20 protein-coding genes and 1 pseudogene are annotated in these 20,318 nt (G+C 73.4%); 9 read left to right on the top strand and 12 right to left on the bottom strand.

All coding sequences use genetic code 11. From position 1 onward, the window contains the following. Positions 1-64: 64 nt before the first annotated feature. A complete protein-coding gene (locus tag LE548_RS04500; protein ID WP_225095290.1) occupies positions 65-832 on the bottom strand; it encodes a CDP-alcohol phosphatidyltransferase family protein in 768 nt (255 codons plus the stop codon). A gap of 106 nt (positions 833-938) precedes the next feature. Between LE548_RS04500 and LE548_RS04495 the strand changes: the two genes are divergently transcribed. From LE548_RS04495 to LE548_RS04475, 5 genes and pseudogenes are all read left to right on the top strand, one after another. Continuing rightward, positions 939-1,928, top strand: coding sequence for a zinc-binding alcohol dehydrogenase (locus tag LE548_RS04495; RefSeq protein ID WP_225095289.1), 990 nt, complete (start codon positions 939-941; stop codon positions 1,926-1,928). A 144-nt stretch (positions 1,929-2,072) separates the two neighbouring features. After that, positions 2,073-2,471: a 6-carboxytetrahydropterin synthase gene (locus LE548_RS04490; RefSeq protein ID WP_225095288.1), complete on the top strand. Its 399-nt coding sequence runs from the start codon at positions 2,073-2,075 to the stop codon at positions 2,469-2,471. Beyond that, a complete protein-coding gene (locus tag LE548_RS04485) occupies positions 2,468-3,670 on the top strand; it encodes a glycosyltransferase family 4 protein (RefSeq protein ID WP_374116018.1) in 1,203 nt (400 codons plus the stop codon). The genes LE548_RS04490 and LE548_RS04485 overlap by 4 nt, the downstream gene beginning before the upstream one ends. After that, positions 3,667-4,797 (top strand): class I SAM-dependent methyltransferase, encoded by a 1,131-nt coding sequence (locus tag LE548_RS04480; RefSeq protein ID WP_225095287.1) that lies wholly within the window; start codon positions 3,667-3,669, stop codon positions 4,795-4,797. Before LE548_RS04485 ends, LE548_RS04480 begins: the two co-directional genes overlap by 4 nt. Further along, a pseudogene (locus LE548_RS04475) lies at positions 4,794-5,813 on the top strand (YbhN family protein); the annotation flags it as partial. The gene LE548_RS04480 and the pseudogene LE548_RS04475, both read left to right, overlap by 4 nt. Before the next feature lie 101 nt (positions 5,814-5,914). On the opposite strand, the gene LE548_RS04470 reads toward LE548_RS04475, so the two are convergent. Next, positions 5,915-6,703 (bottom strand): creatininase family protein, encoded by a 789-nt coding sequence (locus tag LE548_RS04470; protein ID WP_308029839.1) that lies wholly within the window; start codon positions 6,701-6,703, stop codon positions 5,915-5,917. A 38-nt stretch (positions 6,704-6,741) separates the two neighbouring features. On the opposite strand from LE548_RS04470, the gene ribA reads away from it, so the two are divergent. After that, positions 6,742-7,413, top strand: coding sequence for a GTP cyclohydrolase II (gene ribA / locus LE548_RS04465; RefSeq protein WP_225095285.1), 672 nt, complete (start codon positions 6,742-6,744; stop codon positions 7,411-7,413). A 30-nt stretch (positions 7,414-7,443) separates the two neighbouring features. On the opposite strand, the gene LE548_RS04460 is transcribed toward ribA, so the two are convergent. From LE548_RS04460 to LE548_RS04450, 3 genes are all read right to left on the bottom strand, one after another. Further along, positions 7,444-8,667 carry a serine hydrolase gene (locus tag LE548_RS04460; RefSeq protein ID WP_225095284.1) on the bottom strand — a complete coding sequence of 408 codons (1,224 nt, stop codon included), beginning with the start codon at positions 8,665-8,667 and terminating at the stop codon, positions 7,444-7,446. A 64-nt stretch (positions 8,668-8,731) separates the two neighbouring features. Then, positions 8,732-10,081, bottom strand: a complete 1,350-nt coding sequence (locus LE548_RS04455) for an MFS transporter (protein ID WP_225095283.1) — start codon at positions 10,079-10,081, stop codon at positions 8,732-8,734. Then, positions 10,078-10,656, bottom strand: a complete 579-nt coding sequence (locus LE548_RS04450; RefSeq protein WP_225095282.1) for a TetR/AcrR family transcriptional regulator — start codon at positions 10,654-10,656, stop codon at positions 10,078-10,080. Before LE548_RS04450 ends, LE548_RS04455 begins: the two co-directional genes overlap by 4 nt. A gap of 90 nt (positions 10,657-10,746) precedes the next feature. Between LE548_RS04450 and LE548_RS04445 the strand changes: the two genes are divergently transcribed. Beyond that, positions 10,747-11,187 carry a PPOX class F420-dependent oxidoreductase gene (locus LE548_RS04445; RefSeq protein ID WP_225095281.1) on the top strand — a complete coding sequence of 147 codons (441 nt, stop codon included), beginning with the start codon at positions 10,747-10,749 and terminating at the stop codon, positions 11,185-11,187. A 99-nt stretch (positions 11,188-11,286) separates the two neighbouring features. On the opposite strand, the gene LE548_RS04440 is transcribed toward LE548_RS04445, so the two are convergent. Then, a complete protein-coding gene (locus LE548_RS04440) occupies positions 11,287-12,267 on the bottom strand; it encodes an NAD(P)-dependent oxidoreductase (protein ID WP_225095434.1) in 981 nt (326 codons plus the stop codon). Between the two features lie 2 nt (positions 12,268-12,269). Between LE548_RS04440 and LE548_RS04435 the strand changes: the two genes are divergently transcribed. Further along, positions 12,270-12,866 (top strand): TetR/AcrR family transcriptional regulator, encoded by a 597-nt coding sequence (locus tag LE548_RS04435; protein ID WP_225095280.1) that lies wholly within the window; start codon positions 12,270-12,272, stop codon positions 12,864-12,866. 33 nt (positions 12,867-12,899) lie between these two features. Here LE548_RS04435 and LE548_RS04430 read toward each other — a convergent pair whose 3' ends face one another. From LE548_RS04430 to LE548_RS04410, 5 genes are all read right to left on the bottom strand, one after another. Beyond that, entirely contained in the window at positions 12,900-13,952 is a 1,053-nt protein-coding gene (locus LE548_RS04430; RefSeq protein ID WP_225095279.1) for a CorA family divalent cation transporter, read from the bottom strand. Between the two features lie 68 nt (positions 13,953-14,020). Then, positions 14,021-14,452 carry a hypothetical protein gene (locus tag LE548_RS04425; RefSeq protein WP_225095278.1) on the bottom strand — a complete coding sequence of 144 codons (432 nt, stop codon included), beginning with the start codon at positions 14,450-14,452 and terminating at the stop codon, positions 14,021-14,023. Positions 14,453-14,485: 33 nt separating this feature from the next. After that, positions 14,486-14,929 carry an SHOCT domain-containing protein gene (locus LE548_RS04420; protein ID WP_225095277.1) on the bottom strand — a complete coding sequence of 148 codons (444 nt, stop codon included), beginning with the start codon at positions 14,927-14,929 and terminating at the stop codon, positions 14,486-14,488. A gap of 144 nt (positions 14,930-15,073) precedes the next feature. Next, complete coding sequence (locus LE548_RS04415) at positions 15,074-15,271, bottom strand: hypothetical protein (protein WP_225095276.1); 198 nt, start codon at positions 15,269-15,271, stop codon at positions 15,074-15,076. A gap of 86 nt (positions 15,272-15,357) precedes the next feature. Beyond that, positions 15,358-18,036 carry a LuxR C-terminal-related transcriptional regulator gene (locus LE548_RS04410; RefSeq protein WP_225095433.1) on the bottom strand — a complete coding sequence of 893 codons (2,679 nt, stop codon included), beginning with the start codon at positions 18,034-18,036 and terminating at the stop codon, positions 15,358-15,360. 239 nt (positions 18,037-18,275) lie between these two features. Between LE548_RS04410 and LE548_RS04405 the strand changes: the two genes are divergently transcribed. Next, positions 18,276-18,617 (top strand): VOC family protein, encoded by a 342-nt coding sequence (locus LE548_RS04405; RefSeq protein WP_225095275.1) that lies wholly within the window; start codon positions 18,276-18,278, stop codon positions 18,615-18,617. A gap of 224 nt (positions 18,618-18,841) precedes the next feature. On the opposite strand, the gene LE548_RS04400 is transcribed toward LE548_RS04405, so the two are convergent. Continuing rightward, positions 18,842-20,200, bottom strand: coding sequence for an MFS transporter (locus LE548_RS04400; RefSeq protein WP_225095274.1), 1,359 nt, complete (start codon positions 20,198-20,200; stop codon positions 18,842-18,844). Positions 20,201-20,318: the final 118 nt, after the last annotated feature.

Below are 20,318 nucleotides of genomic sequence, written 5' to 3'. Positions count from 1 at the left end.
CACGACATGAAGGGCCCGGACCGGCAACCCGGTCCGGGCCCTTCACCGTACGTCTGCCGTCCGCTCAGCGCGCCGCCAGCTCCAGCTCCCGCATCTGCCGCTCGGCCGGTATCTCCGCCGGCATCCGCGACGTACGCCACAGCCACCGCACATCCCGGCCGAAGGACCACAGCAGCGAGCCCAGGGCCAGCAGGACGATCGCCAGGTTCGCCGGGCGGGGCAGCAGTTCGGCGCCCGCCAGGAGGAGCGCGATGCCCTGCACCGCGGCCACCGTCTTGCGGGCGAACGACGGGGGCAGCGGGGCGTTCAGCCAGGGGGCGAGCCGGGCGGCGGCGACGAACGCGTACCGCATGCCGCCGATCAGCAGCACCCACGGGCCCAGCTGCGTCGCCACGTACACACTCAGCACCAGGATCAGGAACGCGTCGACCTCCATGTCGAAGCGCGCCCCCAGCGCCGTCGACGTTCCCGTACGGCGGGCCACCTTGCCGTCCACGCCGTCCAGGAGCAGGGCTGTCGCGGTCAGGCCGACCAGCAGCGTCACCGGCGGCGCGCTCTCGAAGGAGTCCGCGACCAGCGCCGTCACCCCGCCCACCAGGGTCGCCCGGCCGAGCGTCACCCGGTTCGCGGGACCGAAGGAACGCAGGCAGGAGCGGTGCAGGGCGCGGGCCAGCACGGCCCAGGTGGCGAACGCGAACGCGAGCCCCGTCAGCCAGCCGGCCGGTCCCATGCCTATCGCCGTGCCGAGCAGGGCCAGCAGCAGAAGCTGAACGCCCGCCCCCACAGCGGTCTCCTGCTGGGGCCTCGCGTCGTATGTGTTGTTCAGGGCCACCGCATACCCTCCGGCCAGTGACAGAGTCGATCAACGCCGCGTACTGTGCGCGGCCTGTGCACTTCTCGGTACGTGAACAACGTGCCTACTGTTCAGGAGGATGCCGATGAACCGCTCGGCCCGCGCGTTCTGGCTGCGCTCGCCCGGCCACGGAGAACTGCGTGACGTGACCCTCGCGGACCCGGCCGACGGCGAGATCGTGGTGCGCGCCCTGTACTCCGCGGTGAGCCGCGGCACCGAGACCCTCGTGTTCCGCGGCCAGGTGCCGGCAAGCCAACACGCCGTGATGCGCGCGCCGTTCCAGGAGGGCGACTTCCCGGGCCCGGTGAAGTACGGCTACCTCAGCGTCGGCGTCGTGGAGGAGGGCCCGGCCGCGCTGACCGGGCGGACGGTCTTCTGCCTGTATCCGCACCAGAGCCGTTACGTCATTCCGGTGAACGCCGTGACCGTCGTACCCGAGTCGGTGCCCGCCGCGCGGGCCGTGCTCGCCGGGACCGTGGAGACCGCCGTGAACGCCCTGTGGGACGCGTCGCCGCTGATCGGCGACCGGATCGCGGTCGTCGGCGGCGGCATGGTCGGCTGCTCGGTGGCCGCCCTGCTCGCCCGCTTCCCCGGCGTCCGGCTCCAGCTCGTCGACGCCGACCCCGCCCGCGCCGCCACCGCCGAGGCGCTCGGCGTGGACTTCGCGACACCCGACGCCGCCCTCGGCGACTGCGACCTCGTCGTCCACGCCAGCGCCACCGAGGCCGGCCTCACCCGCGCGCTCCAGCTCCTCGCCCCCGAGGGCACCGTCGTGGAACTGAGCTGGTACGGCGACCGGCGCGTGGCCCTGCCGCTCGGCGAGGCCTTCCACTCCCGCCGGCTCACCGTGCGCAGCAGCCAGGTCGGCACCGTCTCCCCGGCCGCCCGCCCCGGCCGCGGTTACGCCGACCGGATGGCGCTCGCCCTCGACCTGCTCGCCGACCCGGCCCTGGACGCGCTCATCACCGGGGAGAGCCCGTTCGAGCAACTCCCCGACGTCATGCCGCAGCTCGCCGCCGGTGAGATCCCGGCCCTGTGCCACCGGATCCGGTACCCGGAGGCGGGTCTGACCTGAGAAAAGAGTGAGAGAGGGCTGAACACGGGGAAGCGAAGAGCCGTACTACACGTCATCCCCGGGCAGGCACGGTCCGGGGGGACACGTCCTCCCCGGTCGGCACCGTCCGGGGGACCAGACGCGCCGTACCTGGAGGGTCGTTCGTTGTTCAGCATCACCGTCCGCGATCACATCATGATCGCCCACAGCTTCCGCGGCGAGGTGTTCGGGCCCGCGCAGAAACTGCACGGCGCCACGTTCCTCGTGGACGCCACCTTCCGCCGCGCGGAGCTGGACCAGGACAACATCGTGGTCGACATCGGCCTCGCCACCCAGGAACTGCGCCTGATCACCGCCGAGCTGAACTACCGCAACCTCGACGACGAACCCGACTTCGCCGGCGTCAACACCTCCACCGAGTTCCTCGCCAAGGTCATCGCCGACCGGCTCGCCGACCGCGTCCACAAGGGCGCCCTCGGCGAAGGCGCCAAGGGCCTCGCCGGAATAACGGTCACCCTGCACGAGTCGCACATCGCCTGGGCGAGTTACGAGCGTGCCCTGTGACCGAGCTGACCGAGCTGACCGAAGTGACCCTGGACAGGGCGCGGCTCCCGTACGTGCCCGCGCAGCCCCCCGCCACCCAGCAGCCCGCCGGAATCATCCCCATGTCCCTGCGCACCGTCCACTTCGTCCTGCCGGGCGGCGTCGACGACCCGGCCGCGCCCAGCGGCGGCAACGCCTACGACCGCCGGGTCTGCCTCGACCTGCCCGGGTTCGGCTGGCAGGTCGTCCCCCACGCCGCGCCCGGCACCTGGCCGCACCCCGACCGGGCCGCCCGCGAGGAACTCGCCCGCACCCTGCGGGAGCTGCCGGACGACGCGGTGGTCCTCATGGACGGGCTCGTCGCCTGCGGCGTCCCGGAGCTCGTCACCCCGCACGCCGACCGCCTGCGCCTGGCCGTCCTCGTCCACCTGCCGCTCGGCGACGAGACCGGCCTCGCCCCCGAGACCGCCGCCGACCTCGACGCCCGCGAACGGGCCGTGCTGCGCGCTGTGCCCGCCGTCATCGCCACCAGCGACTGGGCGGTGCGCCGGCTCGTCTCCCACCACGGCCTCGCCCCCGAACGGGCGCACGTCGCCGCCCCCGGCGCCGACATCGCCCCCCTCGCACCCGGCACCGACGGCGTCTCCCGCCTGCTGTGCGTGGCCTCGGTGACCCCGCGCAAGGGCCAGCACCGGCTCGTGGCGGCGCTCGCCGCGGTACGGGACCTGCCGTGGACCTGCGAGTGCGTCGGCGGGCTCGGCCACGACCCCGAGTATGTGACACGGCTGCGCGCCCTGATCGCCCGCCACGGCCTCACCGACCGACTGCACCTGACCGGCCCGCGCTCCGGCGCCGCCCTGGACGCCACCTACGCCGCCGCCGACCTGATGGTCCTCACGTCGTACGCGGAGACCTACGGCATGGCGGTGACCGAGGCCCTCGCCCGCGGCATCCCGGTGCTCGCCACCGACGTCGGCGGCCTGCCGGAGGCGGTCGGCCGTGCCCCCGACGGCGGAGTGCCCGGCATCCTCGTCCCGCCGGAGGACCCCGGCGCGCTCGCCGCCGAGCTGCGCGGCTGGTTCGGCGAGCCCGACGTACGCCGCCGCCTCAAGGCCGCGGCCCGCGCCCGGCGCGCCGCACTCGACGGCTGGGCCACCACGGCCCGCAGCCTGGCCACCGTCCTCGGCCGCCTCCCCGAGGCCCCGAGGAGGGCGGCATGACCGACACCATGAAGAGCGGCACCGCCGCGATCCCGGCCCAACCGGGGCCGGCCGAGGCCGAGTCGGTGCGGGGGAGCGAGGGCGAGGAGGAGTCCGTGCGGAGGAAGGGGAACGGGGAGCACAGGATGCCGGCAGGCGTGGGCGGCGGTGAGGGGACGGCCGAGAGTGCCGCCGGTCCCGTGGGGTCCGCGGCGGCCGCCGCCGACTCGGTGCTGTCGGCCGTTGCCGGTGCCGGGCCCGTGGGCCGGCCGGGCGAGCGGGCCACCGTACGGCTGCGCGCCGGCGACCCCGAGGAACCGCCCCGGTACGCGCCCGAGTGGCTCCAGTTGCGGGAAGGGCCCGACGCGGCCGCCCGCGCCCAGGACCTGCTGGACCCGCTCAGGATCCGGCTCGCGAACCAGCCGGGCCGGGCGGGCGGACTCGCCGTGCACGACCTCGGCTGTGGCACCGGCTCGATGGGCCGCTGGCTGGCCCCCCGCCTCGACGGCGCCCAGCACTGGGTCCTCCACGACCGCGACCCCTACCTGCTGCACTTCGCCGCCGTGGCCTCCCCGCGCTCCGCCGCCGACGGCAGCCCCGTCAGCGTCGAGACCCGGCGCGGCGACGTGGCCCGGCTGACCTCGGACGCGCTGAGCGGTGCCTCCCTGGTCACCGCCTCCGCGCTGCTCGACGTCCTCACCCGGGACGAGGTCTTCGCCCTCGTCGACGCCTGTGCCGGGGCCGGCTGTCCCGCGCTGCTCACGCTGTCCGTCGCCGGCCGCGTCGAACTCACCCCGGGCCACCCGCTGGACGCCGAGATCGCCGAGGCGTTCAACGCCCACCAGCGGCGCGCCGGCCTGCTCGGCCCGGACGCGGTCACCGTGGCCTGCGAGGCGTTCGCCGCGCGCGGGGCGTCCGTACGGGTGCATCCGAGCCCATGGCGGCTAGGCCCCGATCAGGCCGCGCTGACCGAGCAGTGGCTGCGCGGCTGGGTGGGCGCGGCCGTGGAACAACGCCCCGACCTGCGCGAGCGCGCCGAACGCTATCTGCACGACCGGCTCGCCGCCTGCGCGGCCGGCGCACTGCGCGTGGTGGTCCACCACAGCGATCTGCTGGCCCTGCCCCGCCCGGCGGGCGGCACCTCATGACCGCCCGGACGACGGCAGCCGACCTGCGAGGGCGCGTGACGTCCACCGGCACGGCGGCCCGCGTGCGCGTGCACGGTGTGGATGCGGGTGCCCGGCGTACGACCGCCGAGGCGGCCACCGTACCGCCGGAACCGGTCACACCCCTGTCCGAGCCCGCACCCACCCCCACCTCACCGCAGCTCCCCACCCCCCGCCGTCCCGGCCCCCGTACCCTGCGCACGCACGTCGGGACCGTCGTCGGTGTGGTCATCCTCGGCGTGCTGCTGTGGCGGCTGGGGACCGGTGCGCTGGTCGACGGACTGCGGCGGATCGATGCCGTGACCGTGCTGGCCGCGCTGGGCATCGGCGTGGTCACCACCGTGTTCAGCGCCTGGCGCTGGCAGTTGGTGGCCCGGGGACTGCGGATCCGGCTGCCGTTCGGGCCCGCCGTCGCCGACTACTACCGCGCGCTGTTCCTGAACGCGGCGCTGCCCGGCGGCGTCCTGGGCGATGTGCACCGGGCGGTACGGCACGGGCAGAGCGCCGGTGACCTGCGGCGCGGCGTGAAGGCGGTGGTGCTGGAGCGGGTCGCCGGGCAGATCGCGCTGGCCGTGTTCGGCGCGGCGGCGCTGCTCGTCCTGCCCTCGCCCGTCCGGGACGAGGCGCGCGATGTCGCCCCGCTCGCCGCCCTGGCCGTCACAGGAGCCCTCGCCGTCGTCCTCGCCGTCCGCATGAACCGTGCCTCCACCCGCCGCCGGGGCGCGCTGCGCACCGGCCTCGGCGAGGTGCGGCAGGGGTTGCTGTCCCGGCACGCCGGCCCCGGTGTCGCGGTGGCCTCCGCCGTGATCCTGGCCGGGCACCTGGCGATGTTCGTCGTCGCGGCCCGGGTCACCGGATCCGCCGCCTCCGTGGCCGTACTGCTCCCGCTCGCGGTCCTCGCCCTGGTCGCCATGGGCCTGCCCCTGAACGTCGGCGGTTTCGGCCCCCGCGAGGGCGTCACCGCCTGGGCGTTCGGCGCCGCGGGGCTCGGCGCGAGCAGCGGTGTCGCCGTCGCCGTGGTGTACGGCGTGCTCAGCTTCGTGGCGAGCCTGCCCGGCGCCGTCGTCCTCGTCGCCCGCTGGTACGGCGGGCTGCGCGGCTATTCCCCCGCCGCTGAGGAATCATCGGCGGGCGTGAGCAACGCGAACGTCGCCGCGAACGATTCCGCCAGGCTCGCCAGCAGTTCCCTCCCCTTTTCCGCCGACCCCAGGGAAGGACGGCCGATGACGCCCGATTCGGTATAGGCGGACATTCCCACAGTGAGCAGATGACGACGGTCATCGGCGACGAAATCGGCGGACTCGTAACCAGGGCGGACGAATTCGGGGTGAGCGTGCAGAAGAATCGAGGTCTCGATCTCCCCGGCATGCATGTCGGTGAGCAGCGAGGTCAGCACCCCCGCCCGCTCGCGCGCCGCCTCCCAGTCCTCGGCCGCCGGGAACAGCGCCATCCGCTCACCGCGCGCGGACGCCTCCTGCACGACATTTCCCAGAACGTAGTTGCCGCCGTGCCCGTTGACCACGACGAGCGCGTCCACCCCACCGCGCCGCAGCGACGCCGCGATGTCCCGGACCACCGCGTGCAGGGTCACGGCGGAGATGCTGACGGTCCCCGGCCAGCCGGCGTGCTCGTGCGAGCAGGAGACCGTCACCGGAGGAAGGAGATGCACGGGGTAGGCGGCGGCGATCCGACGCGCCACGGCACAGGCGACCAGCGTGTCGGTCGCCAGCGGAAGGAAGGGCCCGTGCTGTTCGAAACTGCCGACGGGAAGGACGGCGACCTGTGCTGAAACCCCCGCCCCCCGTGCCCGTACGTCTCCCGTGGTGTCCGTCGGCATCACGCCGTGCGCCGATTCACCGGCCGCCGCACGCGCACCCGAACCACTCATCATTTCACGGCCTTTCGTCTCGCTTGAGGAAACAGATCATGACAGACAACACCGGCGACACCATCGGCGTTCTCGGCGCGAAGTCCCCGCGGCGATCGGGCGCGGAACGCGTCGTGAACGCACCGCTGCCCACCGTGTACGGCAAATTCCAGGCGATCGGCTACCTGGACCACGACCGCGGCGACGAACAAGTGGCCCTCGTGTACGGCGAGATCGGCACCGAGAACGTGCTGACCCGGCTGCACTCCGAATGCCTGACCGGCGACGCGTTCGGCTCCCGGCACTGCGAGTGCGGCGACCAGCTGGCGTCCGCACTGCGCGCCGTCGTCGCCGAAGGCAGCGGCATCGTCGTCTACTTGAGGGGCCACGAGGGCCGCGGCATCGGCCTGCTCGCCAAACTGCGCGCGATGGCCCTGCAGGCGGAGGGCCTGGACACCGTGGAGGCGAACCTCGCCCTCGGCCTGCCGGTCGACGCCCGTGACTACGGCGTCGCCGCCGAGATCCTGCGCGACCTCGGCGTACGCTCGGTACGGCTGATGTCCAACAACCCGCGCAAGCGCGAAGCCCTCGTCCGGCACGGCATCCAGGTCGCCGAGCAGGTGCCGCTGCTGATCGAGCCGTGCGAGAGCAACATCACCTATCTGCGCACCAAGCGGGAACGGCTCGACCACATCCTGCCGCACCTGGACGCCGTCGCCCACGGCTCCTGACCGCCCCGGGGCGCCGGGACGGCCGGGCGGTCAGGAGACGACCGCCTCGTGCACCAGCCGCCGCAGCTCCGGGAACACCTTCAGCGTCTTCGGGCGCACCTGGGTCATGAACTGCACCGTCAGCTCACGGGCCGGGTCCACCCAGAACGCGGTCGTGGCCGCGCCCGTCCAGCCGTACGTACCGAGGCTGGACGGGGCCAGGGTGCGGGACGGGTCGACCACCACCGAGACGTTGAAGCCGAAGCCGAGGCCGTCGTTGCCGGGCTCCTGATGGACGGGGGCGCCGAAGGCGCGCAGGACGGCGCCACCGGGCAGCCGGTTGCCGGTCATCAGCGCGACGCTGTCCGCCGACAGCAGCCGGACACCGTCCAGTTCGCCGCCCCGGCGCAGCATCTCCATGAACCGGTGGAAGTCGTACGCCGAGGAGACCAGCCCGCCGCTGCCGGACAGGAACCGCGGCCTGCCGTGCACCGGCAGCCCCGGCACCGGTGCGATCCCGCCCTCGTCCGTCTCCCGGTACAACTCGGCCAGCCGGGGCGCCTGTTCGGGCGCGAGGTGGAAACCCGTGTCGGTCATGCCGAGCGGGCCGAGGATCCGCGTCGAGAAGAACGCGTCCAGCGGCTGCCCGGAGACCACCTCGATCACCCGGCCGAGCACGTTCGAGGCGACCGAGTAGTTCCACTGCGTCCCCGGGTCGAACTGCAGCGGCATCCGCGCGTACACCTCGACCGTCTCGGCCAGATCGGCGCCCGGCGGCACCGAGTACTCCAGACCCGACGCGCGGTACAGGGCGTCGACCGGATGGTGATGGTAGAAGCCGAAGGTCAACCCGGCGGTGTGGGTGAGCAGATGGCGGATCAGGATCGGGCCGGCGGCGGGCCGGGTGCGCAGCTCGTCACCCGAACCGCAGTCGTACACCCGGGGTTTGGCGAACGCCGGCAGATGGCGTTCCAGCGGGTCGTCGAGGCCCAGCCGGCCCTCCTCCACCAGCAGCAGCACGGCGACGGCGGTGACCGGCTTGGTCATCGAGTAGATCCGCCACAGCGTGTCCGGCTCGACCGGCAGCCCGGCCGCGACATCGCGCAGACCGTACGTGGTGAGATACGCGACGCGGCCGCCACGGGCCACGGACAGCAGCCAGCCGGGCAGCCGGCCCTCGTCGACGTGACGCGCGAAGTGCTTCTCCAGCCGGTCCAGCGCCTCGCCGTCCAGTCCCGCCTCGTCCGGGCCGACTTCCTGTCGCAGCTGTGCCATCGCTCTCCTCCGGTCGCCTTCGTACGCGATGCCTCCCGGCCGCCCGGCCGGTCCGCACCGGTGCTCATCGTCCCGCAGAAATCCCGCCCCGTACCCGATCTTCGGCGCTGTGTGTGACCGATGCGACGCCGACCGCCCCGGACAGCGCGCAGGCCAGGGGCACTCCGAGCGCTGCCACGGCGGCCAGGACGAGCAGCGCCGGCCCGGTCCCGGCACCCTGCAGCGTGCTCGCCGCGGCCACGCCCAGGGCGGGGCCCACGTTGAGCGCGGTCTGCTGCAGCCCGCCCGCGACCCCGGCGGCCGCCGCCTCGGCCTGCGTCACGACGACATGGGTGGCCGCCACCATCACCGTCCCGAACCCGGCGCCCAGCAGAGCGAACCCACCGCCGAACAGCGGTGCCGAGGCGGCCTGCGAGAGCACGAGGACACCGAGCGCGAGCAGCGCCGTCGCCGCCGCCGTCGTACCGCGTGTCCCGAGCCGGCGCAGCAGCACCGGGCACAGCGCGGCGGACGCCACCATCAGCATCGCCAGCGGCAGGGCGCGCAGCGCGCTGGCCAACGGGTCGAGACCCAGGCCGCGTTGGAGGACGTAGACAGCCGTGAAGAGCGTGCCGGACAGGGCTGCCGAGACCGCGACCAGGATGCCGAGCGCCGCCCCTACCGCCCGCGAGCCGACGACGCCCGGCGGCAGCAGCGGGCACGCCGTACGCCGCTCGTGCCGGACGAGGACCGCCGTCCCGGCCCCGGCGAGGACGAGCCCCGCCCAGGAGACGGGCCGCGCGGTCAGCGCATGGACCAGGCAGGCCAGCGTCCCCGCGAGCAGCACCGCCCCCGGCACGTCCAGCGCGCTCCGGGCCCCCGCCGCAGCCCGCTCCGGGCGCCGCAGGGCCGGCAGGCCGAAGGCGAGCGCCGGCAGCACGTTCAGGAAGAACACCGCCCGCCAGCCCAGGGACGTCACCAGAGCTCCGCCGACCACCGGTCCCGCTGCCGCCGCCAGCCCGATCGCCGCCGTCCGCACGGCGAGCGGCTTCGCCAGCGCCTCCGGCGGGAACGCGGCCCGCAGCATGCCCAGCGTGGCCGGCTGCAACAGCGCCCCGAACACCCCCTGCACCGCCCGCAGTCCGACCACCCACCCCACCCCGGGCGCGAGTCCGATGCCCGCCGACACCGCCCCGAACCCCAGCATGCCGAGCGCGAACACCCGCCGGTGCCCGAACCGGTCACCGAGCCTTCCCGCGAACACCAGCAGGCTCGCCACCGCGATCAGATACGCCGTACTGGTCCACTGCACCTCGGCGAACGATGCCCCCAACTCCCGTTGCAGTCGCGGCTGGGCAACCGTGAGGACCGTACCGTCCAGGGCGACGACCACCGCGCCCGCCACACTGCTCGCCAGCGTCCACCGCCGGTTCACCGGCCGTCCTCCGCACCCAGGTGCGCGGCCAGCACCGCATCGAGCAGCGGCCCGAAGTCCTCTTTCTCGACGGCAAGTTGAAGACTGCGCCAGCGCCACAACTGCGCGATGCCGTGCAGATTCGCCCACAACGCGCCCGCCACCAGCCGGGCGTCGGCCTCCGGCCGCACCTGCCCGACCAGCCCGGCCAGCAGACCGAACAGCGGCAGACTCGCCTCCCGCAGCCCCAGATGACCGCTCTCCAGCAGATCATGACGGAACATCAGCTCATACATGCCGGGACGGTCCAGCGCGAAATCCAGATACGTCCGCGCCAGCCCGACCACCCGCGCCCGCGCCCCGGCGCCCGGGCCGGGTATCCGCTCCACCCGCTCGGCCAGATCGCCGAAGCCCCGGCGCGCGATGGCCGACAGCAGCTCCAGATGGGTGGGGAAGTAGCGGCGCGGCGCCCCGTGCGAGACGCCGGCCCGCCGGGCGATCTCCCGCAGGGTCAGCGCCGAGAGCCCCTCGGTGGCCAGCAGCTCCACCCCCACATCGACCAGACGCTCCCGCAACCCCGTGTCCGACTCAGTCATAGACACTGTCTACCAGTAGGTAGTAGACACTGTCTACCAGCTGTCTGGCGTGCGGGAATGCGGGGGCCGCTCCCGCGAGTTGACCCTGCTATGACTCACGACACCGCGCAGGACGCACTGCTCGAACTGCTGTCGGAAGGCCACGGCGGCACCCTGGTCACCCTCAAGAAGGACGGCCGCCCCCAGCTGTCCAACGTCAGTCACGCCTACTACCCCGACGAGCGGATCATCCGGATCTCCGTCACCGACGACCGCGCCAAGACCCGCAACCTGCGCCGCGACCCACGCGCCTCCTACCACGTCACCAGCGCCGACCGCTGGGCGTACACGGTCGCCGAGGGCACGGCCGAACTGACCCCGGTGGCCCAGGACCCCCACGACGACACGGTCGAGGAACTGATCCGGCTCTACCGGGACGTCCTCGGCGAACACCCCGACTGGGACGACTACCGGGCGGCGATGGTCCGCGACCGGCGTCTGGTGGTACGGCTGCGGGTCGAGCGGGTCTACGGGATCCCGAAGAAGGGGTGACGGGCGGCCGACGGCCGACAGTCGGCGGGTGACAGTCGACGGTCGGCGGGTGACGGCCGAATGTCTACGATCTGGCGCATTCCCCATAGCCCATACGGTCTACGCCGTCCCTTCGGCGGTCCGCGCCTCGATCGCCCGCAGTACGGCCACCATGTCCTCGCCGCCGTACCCCTGGGCCACGGTCTCCTCGAACAGGGTGTGGCACGCGTCGAGGAGGGGTGAGGCCAGGTGGGCCTTGCGGGCGGCGTCGGCGATGAGGCGGTTGTTCTTCAGGACGTCCAGGGCGGCCGCCTGTACCGCGAAGTCGCGCTCGCGCAGCTTGGGTGCCTTCATCCGGGAGACCCCGCTGGCCATGGGGCCCGCGTCGAGGACGTCGAGGAACAGCCGCCGGTCCAGACCCTGCCGCTCGGCGAAGTGGAAGGCCTCGGTCAGCCCGGTCACCAGGGTGATCAGGAACAGGTTGACCGAGAGCTTCATCAGCAGCGCGCCCGGTGCCGGGCCGCATCCGAACGTCTCCCGGCACAGGGGCGCGAGCAGGGGTCGTACGGCGGCCACGGCGTCCTCGTCGCCGGCCAGCATGGCGACCAGCTGACCCTGTTCCGCGGGGACGCGTGACCCGGAGACGGGTGCCTCGACGTAGCGGCCGCCGGCCGTGCGGATGTCGGTCTCCAGGGCGGCGGAGTACTCGGGGGAGGTCGTGCCCATGTGGACGACGGTGCGATCCGCGACCCGGGCGGCGAGGGCGGGGGTGCCGCGGCCGAGGACGCTGTCGATCGCGGCTTCGTCGGCGAGCATCAGCAGCACCACGTCCGCCCGCGCGAACACCTCGTCGATGCTCGCCGCGACGTCGGCGCCGGCAGCGCGCAGGGGTGCGGCGCGCTCCGGGGTCCGGTTCCAGACCACCAGGGGAGTGCCGGCGGACGCCAGACGCAGGCCCATGGGCCGGCCCATCACTCCGAGACCGATGAAACCGACGTGCACGGGGTCCGTCCTTCCCTCCGGAAATCGACTATGACCACTGTCATAGTAGCGGCCGTTATGACGCCGGTCATAGAGTGGGGCGGTGAGGAACGGAGGCAGGGATGAGTGAGCAGCGGGGTCCCCGGGAGCGGATGGTCTTCAGCGCGGCCCAGCTCATCCGGCGCCAGGGGGTCGCCGCGACCGGGATGCGCGATGTCGCCGCCCACGCCGGCGCGCCTCGCGGCTCCCTCCAGCACTACTTCCCGGGCGGCAAGGAACAGCTGGTCAACGAGGCGGTCGGGTGGGCCGGACGGTACGCCGGCAAGCGGATCGCGCGCTTCCTCGCGGGGCTTGAGGAGCCGACGCCGAGCGGTTTGTTCGCGGCGATGGTCGCGCAGTGGACCGACGAGTACGCGGCGGACGGCTTCGCCGCGGGCTGCCCGGTCGCCGCGGCCACCGCCGAGTGCGCCGGTGCCGGCGGCTCGACGCGAGCGGCCGTGGCCTCCGCGTTCACCGCCTGGCGGACCCCGCTCGCCGAGGCCCTGACCGGCATGGGCGTCCCCGCGGCCCGCGCCGAGTCCCTGTCCATGCTGATGATCAGCACCCTGGAGGGCGCGATCCTGATGGCCCGCGCCGAACAGGACGTAACGCCCCTGACCACGGCCGTACGGGAACTGGCACCGCTGCTCGATGCGGCGGTGCCGCCCCCGGCCCCCTGACACGGCTCGAACTCCGGCCCGGTCCCGGTGGCCTCACTCGTCTCCCGGTCCGGTCTCCTGGTCCCCGTCCCGCAGTCTGCGCCAGACACGCGTGCGGTGCAGCACGTAGAAGGCGACGAGCAGGACGACCACCTGAAGTCCCACGGCGAGCAGCCAGAAGACGTCCTTGCTCTCCAACTCGTCGGTGAGGAAGGCGAAGTTCATACCGAAGAAGCCGGTCAGGAACGACAGCGGCAGGAAGACCACCGACGCGATGGTCAACCGGTTGATCACGCCGTTCTGTTCGCCCGCGACGAGGGAGCCGTAACTGGCGAAGGTCCGGCGGGCGGCGTCCTGGAGGGACTCGATGTCCGCGAGGACCAGTCGAGCCGCGCGCTGGAACTCCTGGGCGAGCCGCTGCCGTTCCACCGGAAAATCGCGGCTCATCATCCTGCGCGTGACCATCTCTTCGACCACCTGCAGGTACGGCAGCAACGAGTGGTGCAGGAGGGCGGCACTGCGGCGCAGCTGGGACAGACGGTAGATCTGCTCGGGCCGCCGCTCCTCGAACATGGCGTCCTCCAGCTCCTCCACCTGGAGCAGCTCACGCCCCGCGGCGCGGCGGAACGTCGCCAGCGCCTCCTGGAGCAGCAGGAACAGGGTGGCCACGGCGTCATGGGGCTTCTCCCGCCGCAGGTGCGCGATGACGTCCGCCGTCAGGACGGCCGGGCCCCGGTGGGCGATCACCAGGAAGCGCTCGGAGGCGAGGGCGTGCACATGGGCGACCCGCCCCTGCCGGGCCACCGGCACGACGAATCCGGCGATGTCGCCCAGGAATTCGGCCCGCGCGGACTGGTCCCGTCCGCCGAACCAGGCCAGTTCCTCGGCGTCCAGCCCGAGCCGGCGGGCCGTCGGTTCGTCCGCCGGCCCCCTCTCCTCCGCTCCGCCCGCCGGCCCGCTTTCCTCCGCTCCGCCCGCCGGTCCGCCCTCCTCCGGCAGCTCGACCCCGAGGAGCAGGAAAGGGTCCGTGGCGAGCCGCTGCCGCGCCTCCGCCACGGAGATCCTGGTCGTGACCCCGTCCGGCATCGACACCATCGTCACGATCATCGCCCTCACCGCTCATCCCGTCGCCCATGGCCGGGCCGGGCCAGGCCGGGGCCGAGTGAGTACGGCCGTCAGTCGAACAGGCGGGCGCTACCGCTCCTGCCCACGCACAGGGCCCAGATGATGAATCCGGAGAAGGCGATCAGCACGATCGACCACACCGGGTAGTACGGCAGGGAGAGGAAGTTGGCGATGATGATCAGCGAGGCGATGGCCACCCCGCAGACGTGCGCCCACAGGGCGCCGGAGGAGAGGCCGAAGCCCACGAGCAGCGCGACGACGCCAAGGATCAGATGGACCCAGCCCCAGCCCGTGAGATCGAACCGGAAGACATAACTGCGGGTCACGAGGAACACGTTGTCCTTCGCGATCGCCATGATGCCGCGGAAGACGTTCAGTGTCCCGGCGAGTACGAGCATGACCGCGCCGAAGGCGGTCAGGCCGCTCGCCCATTGCTCCCTGGCCGTGGGGGTGGACGTGCGTGTGCTGTGTGTGGCGGCCATCGTGCCACCTCGTTTCTGTGCTGTGCGACGTGCTCAGTGCGCCGAGGCGGAGGGCCCGCTGCCGGTGAGGACCAGTTCCTTCGCCCGCCGGAATTCGTCGTCGGTGATGTCGCCGCGGGCGCGCATCCCGGACAGCTTCGCGAGTTCGTCGGCACTGGTGGGCGGCGCGGCCGCCTGGGCCGTCTGCCGGATGTAGGTGTCGACGGCCTGCGCTTGCGCGCGGGCCTGTTCGATCTCCCGGCGGCCCATGTTCTTTCCCCGGGCGATCAGGTAGACGAAGACGCCCAGGAAGGGCAGGACGACGACGAACACGACCCAGCCGGCCTTGCCCCAGCCGCCCAGGCCGTCGTCCCGGAAGATGTCGGTGATGATCCGGAAGAGCAGGACGAACCACATGATCCACAGGAAGAACACCAGCATGGACCAGAAGACACTCAGCGCCGGATAGTCGTAGGCGAGGTAGGTCTGCGCGCTCATCTGTCCTCCTCCGTCCCGGGTCCGCACCCGGTGGTCGTTCCGTACGGTGTGCGTACGGTGCGGTTCTCAGCCTGCGCGGGGCGGGAGGGCGGCCGCCTCACCCGGGGCGGGTGAACGGCCCGCACGAGAACGGCGGTCCGCGGGTCAGGACGGCATCTGGCGTACTTCGAGGACCCTCAGCCCCAGGGACCGGCAGCGCGCCAGCAGCCCGTACAGGTGTGCCTCGTCGACGACCGTTCCGTAAAGGAGGGTCTGGCCGGCCATCAGCACGTGGTCGAGCTCGGGGAACGCCTTGACCAGCGTCTTGGTCATCTGTCCGTCGACGCGAATCTCGTAGCGCATGAGCTGCCCTTCCCCACGTCTCCCCGCGATCCTCCGCCCCGGCCCACCGCTCTGCCTCACCCGGGCGAGGTGATACGACCGTCGCGTCACAGGAGCCCCAGGTCACGTGCCCGGCGCACCGCGTCGTGACGCCGGTTCACGGCGAGCTTGCGGTAGGCGCTCTTGAGATGGGTCTTGACCGTGTTGACCGACACATACAGATCGGCGGCGATCTCCTCCGTCGACATCATCTGCGCCAGCCGGCGCAGGACGTCGCGTTCGCGTCCGCTCAGCTCTTCCACCACCGGCAGCGGCGGCTGCTCCCCGCCCGGCACCGGCGGGCCGGGGGTGAGCCAGCCCTCGGCCAGGGCGCGCAACGGCACGGTGCGCAGCAACGGGCGCAGCCACGGTCCGGCGTCCACGAAGGGGCGGCGCAGCCGTTCGCGCCGGGCCTCCCGGAGCGCCTGGGCGACGAGTCCGCGCTGCCGGGCGAGGTCTCCGGCCTCGCCCGCCACCTGGGCTCCGACCAGTGCCGCCCGTACCGCGACGGCGGGGCCGACGCGGCTCTGCGGCCCCACTCTGCCGAGCAGTTCGGCCGCGGCCTCGGGCCTGCCCGCGGCCAGTTCCGCCTGCGCGGCTCCCACGAGGCACACCGGCTCGCCGTCGGGCTGTTCCGCGAGCAGCTTGACGGCCGTCTCCGGCCGTCCCTCGGCGAGGTGAGCGGCGGCGGCCACGCACGCCGTGTGCGCCGCGGCCCAGGGCGACGCCTCCTCGGCCACGACGGTCCGGTCCACCGCTTCGAGCGCGGCCTGTGGGTCACCGCGGGCCAGGAGCAGACGCCCGGTGACGATGGACTCCCCGGCCTGCGCCACCGGGTCCGGCGGAAGGCCCCGGGGGTCCGCCGCGGCGTCGAGGAGCGCCTGGGCCCGGTCCAGCTCGTCGCGGTCGACGGCCACCGCGGCCAGGACCAGCGGGGCCAGCCCCGGTCCGGGCGCCGGGGGCGGGCCGCGGTGGCCGCCGGCCGCGGTGACCGTGGCCCACGCCGTGCGTTCGGCCCTGCCCGGCCGGCCCTTCAGATAGTCGATCAGCGCGAGGTGGCCCAGACACTCCTCACGTGCCTGGGCCGTGTCCTCCGCCCGGCCGGAGTCGACGACCGTGGTCAGGACGGCGCGTGCCTCCCGCATCCGGCCGGCCCACAGCCGTGCCGAGCCGAGATGGGTGTGCAGGAGCGCGATCAGCTCCGGATGCTCGTCGAGAAGCCTGCCGGGTACGTCGCGCCGAAGCCGCTCAGCGGCCTGTGCCGCCGTCTCCGCCCGTCCCGGGGCACCGGTCAGGCGCGCTGCCAGCGTTTCGAGGAAGGCGCAGCTCAGCCGGGTCGCCGCCAGGCCGTCCGGATCGTCCTCGGCGGATGCGCCGCGCGGTGCGAGGGCGTGTGCCGCGCGGTGCAGGCGGGGCAGGCCGCGTTCCAGGTCGCGCCGGGACAGTGCGCGGGCGGCCCGCACGAGGTCCGTGGCGGGGCCGGCGGGTCCGGGCCCCATCGGGGCGAACAGCTCGGACAGATCGTCGACGTGCAGGCCGGTGAAGATCTCCCCGATGGCGAGATCGCCGACGAGGGCGCCGGCGGCGGTCTCCCACTCGTGCGCGGCGGCCGCGTGGCCGAGCGTCTCGCCGAGGGACCCCGAGTGCCGCAGCCAGTGAGCGGCGCGGCGGTGGAGTTCGGTTTCCAGCCCGGGAGAGCGCACCCGCAGGTGGGCGCGGAGGATCTCCCCGAACAGCGGATGGAGACGGAACCAGTCGTGCCCGAGATACTCGACGAACGCGTTCTCGCGGTGCAGACCGGTCAGGATGAGTCCGGCGTCGGTGCGGCCGGTGAGGGCGTCGGCGAGACCGGGACAGACCCGTTCGAGGATGCTGGTCCGCAGCAGCAGGTCCTGTGCCCCGGCCTTCTGCCGCTTGAGCACCTCGGCCAGCAGGAAGTCGGCGATCGTGGTGCGGTCGGCCTCGAACTCCTGCAGATACGTGCGCGGATCCGGCTCGTCCCGCGCGGCCAGGGCGCACAGCCGCAGGCCGGCCGCCCAGCCCCGGGTGCGTTCCACCAGCGCGTCCACGTCGTCCGCCGGGAGCCGCAGCCCGTGCAGCGCCAGCAGGTCCGCTGCTTCGTCGCGGGTGAAGGCCAGCTCCGCGTTCCTGATCTCCGTGATGGCGCCGGCCGCCCGGTAGCGGTGCAGGGGGAGCAGCGGCTCGGTGCGCGTGACGAGGACCAGGCGCAGGCCGTGCCCTGCCTGCTGGAGGACGAACTCCAGCTGATCCGCGATCTCGGGGTCGGTCGCCCGGTCGTACTCGTCGACGACGACGATCACCGGCGCGGTCCGGGCGCTCAGTGCGGCGGCGAGCCGGGTGAGGAGGGCGTCGGGCACGCGGCCGGGTTCGGTGGGGAAGCCGACGTCGCCGGCCAGGGGCAGGCCGGCGAGGCGCAGGGCCTGGAGGAGGTACGCCCAGAAGGTTCCGCATCCCTTGTCCGCCACCCGGGCGGTGAGCCAGGCGACGGGCCCGTCCCGCGCCGAGGCCCAGTCGGCCACCAGCAGTGTCTTGCCCGCTCCCGCGGCTCCGTGGACCACGGTCAGCGGGGTCGGCGGGTCGTCGCCGAGATGTCCGAGCAGCCGGTCGCGCCGCAGGAACGTCACGGGACGCGTCGGGACGGCGAACCGCGTCATGAGGAGCGGGTCCCCCCGGGGATCGGCGTGCGTGGATGCCGGCGCCGGCCCGTCCTCGCCCGGTACGGCCATGGTGCTCACCACCACCCGTGATCGTCGGGTCACCGACAACCCCCTCCCACCATCGTCTTCCCGCACCGTCACGGTGCAACAGGGCCCGGTGGTCCCTCGGCGGGGCGGACCAGCCCCGATGGACAGCAAGGCCCTGGGGGTCCGAGCCCGCGGGCCGCCGGACCGAGCCGGAAGCGGCGCCGGCCGCCGGTGGGGCGCCGGTGCTTGTCCGGCCCCGCCCGCCGCACTAACCTCCCCGCGTGATCAACGGTGCACACGTGGTGCTCTACAGCCGGGACCCGGAGGCCGACCGGGCCTTTCTGCGCGGCACCCTCTGCTGGTCGTACGTCGACGCGGGCCGCGGCTGGCTCATCTTCAAGGCGCCGCCCACCGAGGTGGCCTGCCACCCCACCGACGGCGAGCCCGCGCACGAGCTGATGCTGATGTGCGACGACCTGGACGAGACCCGGCGCCAACTCACCGAGCGCGGAGCCGACTTCAGCCGACCGGTGGAGGAGGCACCGTGGGGCCGGGTGACCGCCCTCCGCCTCCCGGGCGGCGCCGAACTTGCCCTGTACGAACCCCGCCACCCGCGCCCTTAGCCGGGTAGGTCCCGCGTGCGCGTGGGGGGCTCAGCCAGGGGGTGAGCCCGGCAGGCCTTGATCTCGCACCCCTCGGTCCGGCAGGCCCCACGCGCAGCAGACCGGGCACGCCCCGACGCTCCCACGCCCCGAAGACCGTCAGGCCCCCATGGACCGACGGCCGGCCCCCGCCGCCCACAGACCGGCGGCAGGCCCCGGCGTCAGCCCCTCAGGCCGCCGTCCCCTCAGGCCGTCACCCGCTCCACCCCCGCCGGCTGTCGCCCCTCCCGCTCCCCGAGCAGTTCCGTCGGGACGGTGTGCGTCTCGCGGGCGGACAGCGCGGCGATGACCGGCGGTACGCACAGGGCAGCCGTGAACAGGGCCACCGCACCCCAGTCGTCGCCGCCCGGTCCGGCGATCCCGGCGGCGAAGGTGACCGCGAACCCGGCCACCGCGAAGCCGGTCTGCGTGCCGATCGCCACGCCGGACAGCCGGACCCGGGTCGCGAACATCTCGCCGTAGAAGGCGGGCCACACCCCGTTCGCGGCGCTGTAGACAAGGCCGAAGGCGACGACGCCGAGGGTCAGGGTGAGCGCGTAGGAGCCGGTGGAGATCGCCCAGAGGTAGCCGGCCATCGCCGCCGCGCTGCCGATCGCACCGATCAGGAACACCGGTCGGCGCCCGATCCGGTCCGACAGCGTCGCCCACAGCGGGATCGCGCCGAGCGCGACCAGGTTGGCGAGGGCGCCGACCCACAGCATCGAGGTACGGGACATGCCGACCGCGTCGCTGGTGGCGTACGCCAGCGCCCACACGGTGAAGATCGTGCTGACCGAGGCGATGAGCGCCCCCGCGATCACCCGCAGCACGTCCGCCCAGTGGTCGCGCAGCAGCACCGCGAGCGGCAGCCGCACCACGCCCTCGGTCGCCGCCTGCTTCGCGAAGGCCGGGGTCTCGCGCAGCCGGCGCCGGATGACGAAGCCGGCGACGGCGACCGCCACGCTCAGCCAGAACGGCACCCGCCAGCCCCAGGACAGCAGCTGGTTCTCGGGCAGCCGGGAGACCGGGATGAAGACGAGGGTGGCGATGAGCTGGCCGCCCTGGGTGCCGCTGAGCGTGAAACTGGTGAAGAACCCACGCCGGTCCGGCGGCGCGTGCTCCAGGCTCATGGAACTGGCGCTGGCCTGCTCGCCGGCCGCCGATATGCCTTGCAGGACGCGGCAGAGCACGAGCAGCACGGGGGCGAGCGAGCCGGCCTGGGCACGGGTGGGCAGACAGCCGATCAGGAACGTCGACAGACCCATCAGGAGCAGCGTGAACACCATGATCTTCTTGCGCCCGACCCGGTCGCCGACATGCCCGAGGACCAGCGCGCCGAGCGGCCGGGCGGCGTAGGCGACGCCGAACGTGGCGAGCGAGAGCAGCGTGGCGGTGGCGGGGTCGGAGGCGTCGAAGAACACCTTCGGGAAGATCAGCGCGGCGGCGCTGCCGTAGACGAAGAAGTCGTAGTACTCCAGGGCGCTGCCGATCCAGGCGGCCGTCGCCGCCTTCCAGGGCTGGCCTGGAGGGGCTTCGGAGGCAGGCGTGGGGACGGGGACGGACACGGCGGTGCTCCTTCGGGGGAACTCCACCCTACGAGGGCGGAGTGAGCGACGAGGGGAGGGAGCGGGCGAGGGCCGGATCTCGGCTGCTAATTAACCCACTGGGTAGTTAGTCGTGGTG

The sequence above is a fragment of the Streptomyces sp. CoH27 genome (genome assembly GCF_020181035.1).
GTDB lineage: Bacteria > Actinomycetota > Actinomycetes > Streptomycetales > Streptomycetaceae > Streptomyces > Streptomyces camelliae.
This window is presented reverse-complemented; position numbering and strand designations above follow the sequence as displayed.

Coding starts and splice junctions, on each gene's coding strand:
- LE548_RS04495 (WP_225095289.1), top strand. CDS start 939: ATGAACCGCTCGGCCCGCGCGTTCTGGCTGCGCTCGCCCGGCCACGGA.
- LE548_RS04480 (WP_225095287.1), top strand. CDS start 3,667: ATGACCGACACCATGAAGAGCGGCACCGCCGCGATCCCGGCCCAACCG.
- LE548_RS04470 (WP_308029839.1), bottom strand. CDS start 6,703: ATGAGTGGTTCGGGTGCGCGTGCGGCGGCCGGTGAATCGGCGCACGGC.
- ribA (WP_225095285.1), top strand. CDS start 6,742: ATGACAGACAACACCGGCGACACCATCGGCGTTCTCGGCGCGAAGTCC.
- LE548_RS04460 (WP_225095284.1), bottom strand. CDS start 8,667: ATGGCACAGCTGCGACAGGAAGTCGGCCCGGACGAGGCGGGACTGGAC.
- LE548_RS04450 (WP_225095282.1), bottom strand. CDS start 10,656: ATGACTGAGTCGGACACGGGGTTGCGGGAGCGTCTGGTCGATGTGGGG.
- LE548_RS04445 (WP_225095281.1), top strand. CDS start 10,747: ATGACTCACGACACCGCGCAGGACGCACTGCTCGAACTGCTGTCGGAA.
- LE548_RS04435 (WP_225095280.1), top strand. CDS start 12,270: ATGAGTGAGCAGCGGGGTCCCCGGGAGCGGATGGTCTTCAGCGCGGCC.
- LE548_RS04430 (WP_225095279.1), bottom strand. CDS start 13,952: ATGATCGTGACGATGGTGTCGATGCCGGACGGGGTCACGACCAGGATC.
- LE548_RS04425 (WP_225095278.1), bottom strand. CDS start 14,452: ATGGCCGCCACACACAGCACACGCACGTCCACCCCCACGGCCAGGGAG.
- LE548_RS04420 (WP_225095277.1), bottom strand. CDS start 14,929: ATGAGCGCGCAGACCTACCTCGCCTACGACTATCCGGCGCTGAGTGTC.
- LE548_RS04415 (WP_225095276.1), bottom strand. CDS start 15,271: ATGCGCTACGAGATTCGCGTCGACGGACAGATGACCAAGACGCTGGTC.
- LE548_RS04410 (WP_225095433.1), bottom strand. CDS start 18,036: ATGGCCGTACCGGGCGAGGACGGGCCGGCGCCGGCATCCACGCACGCC.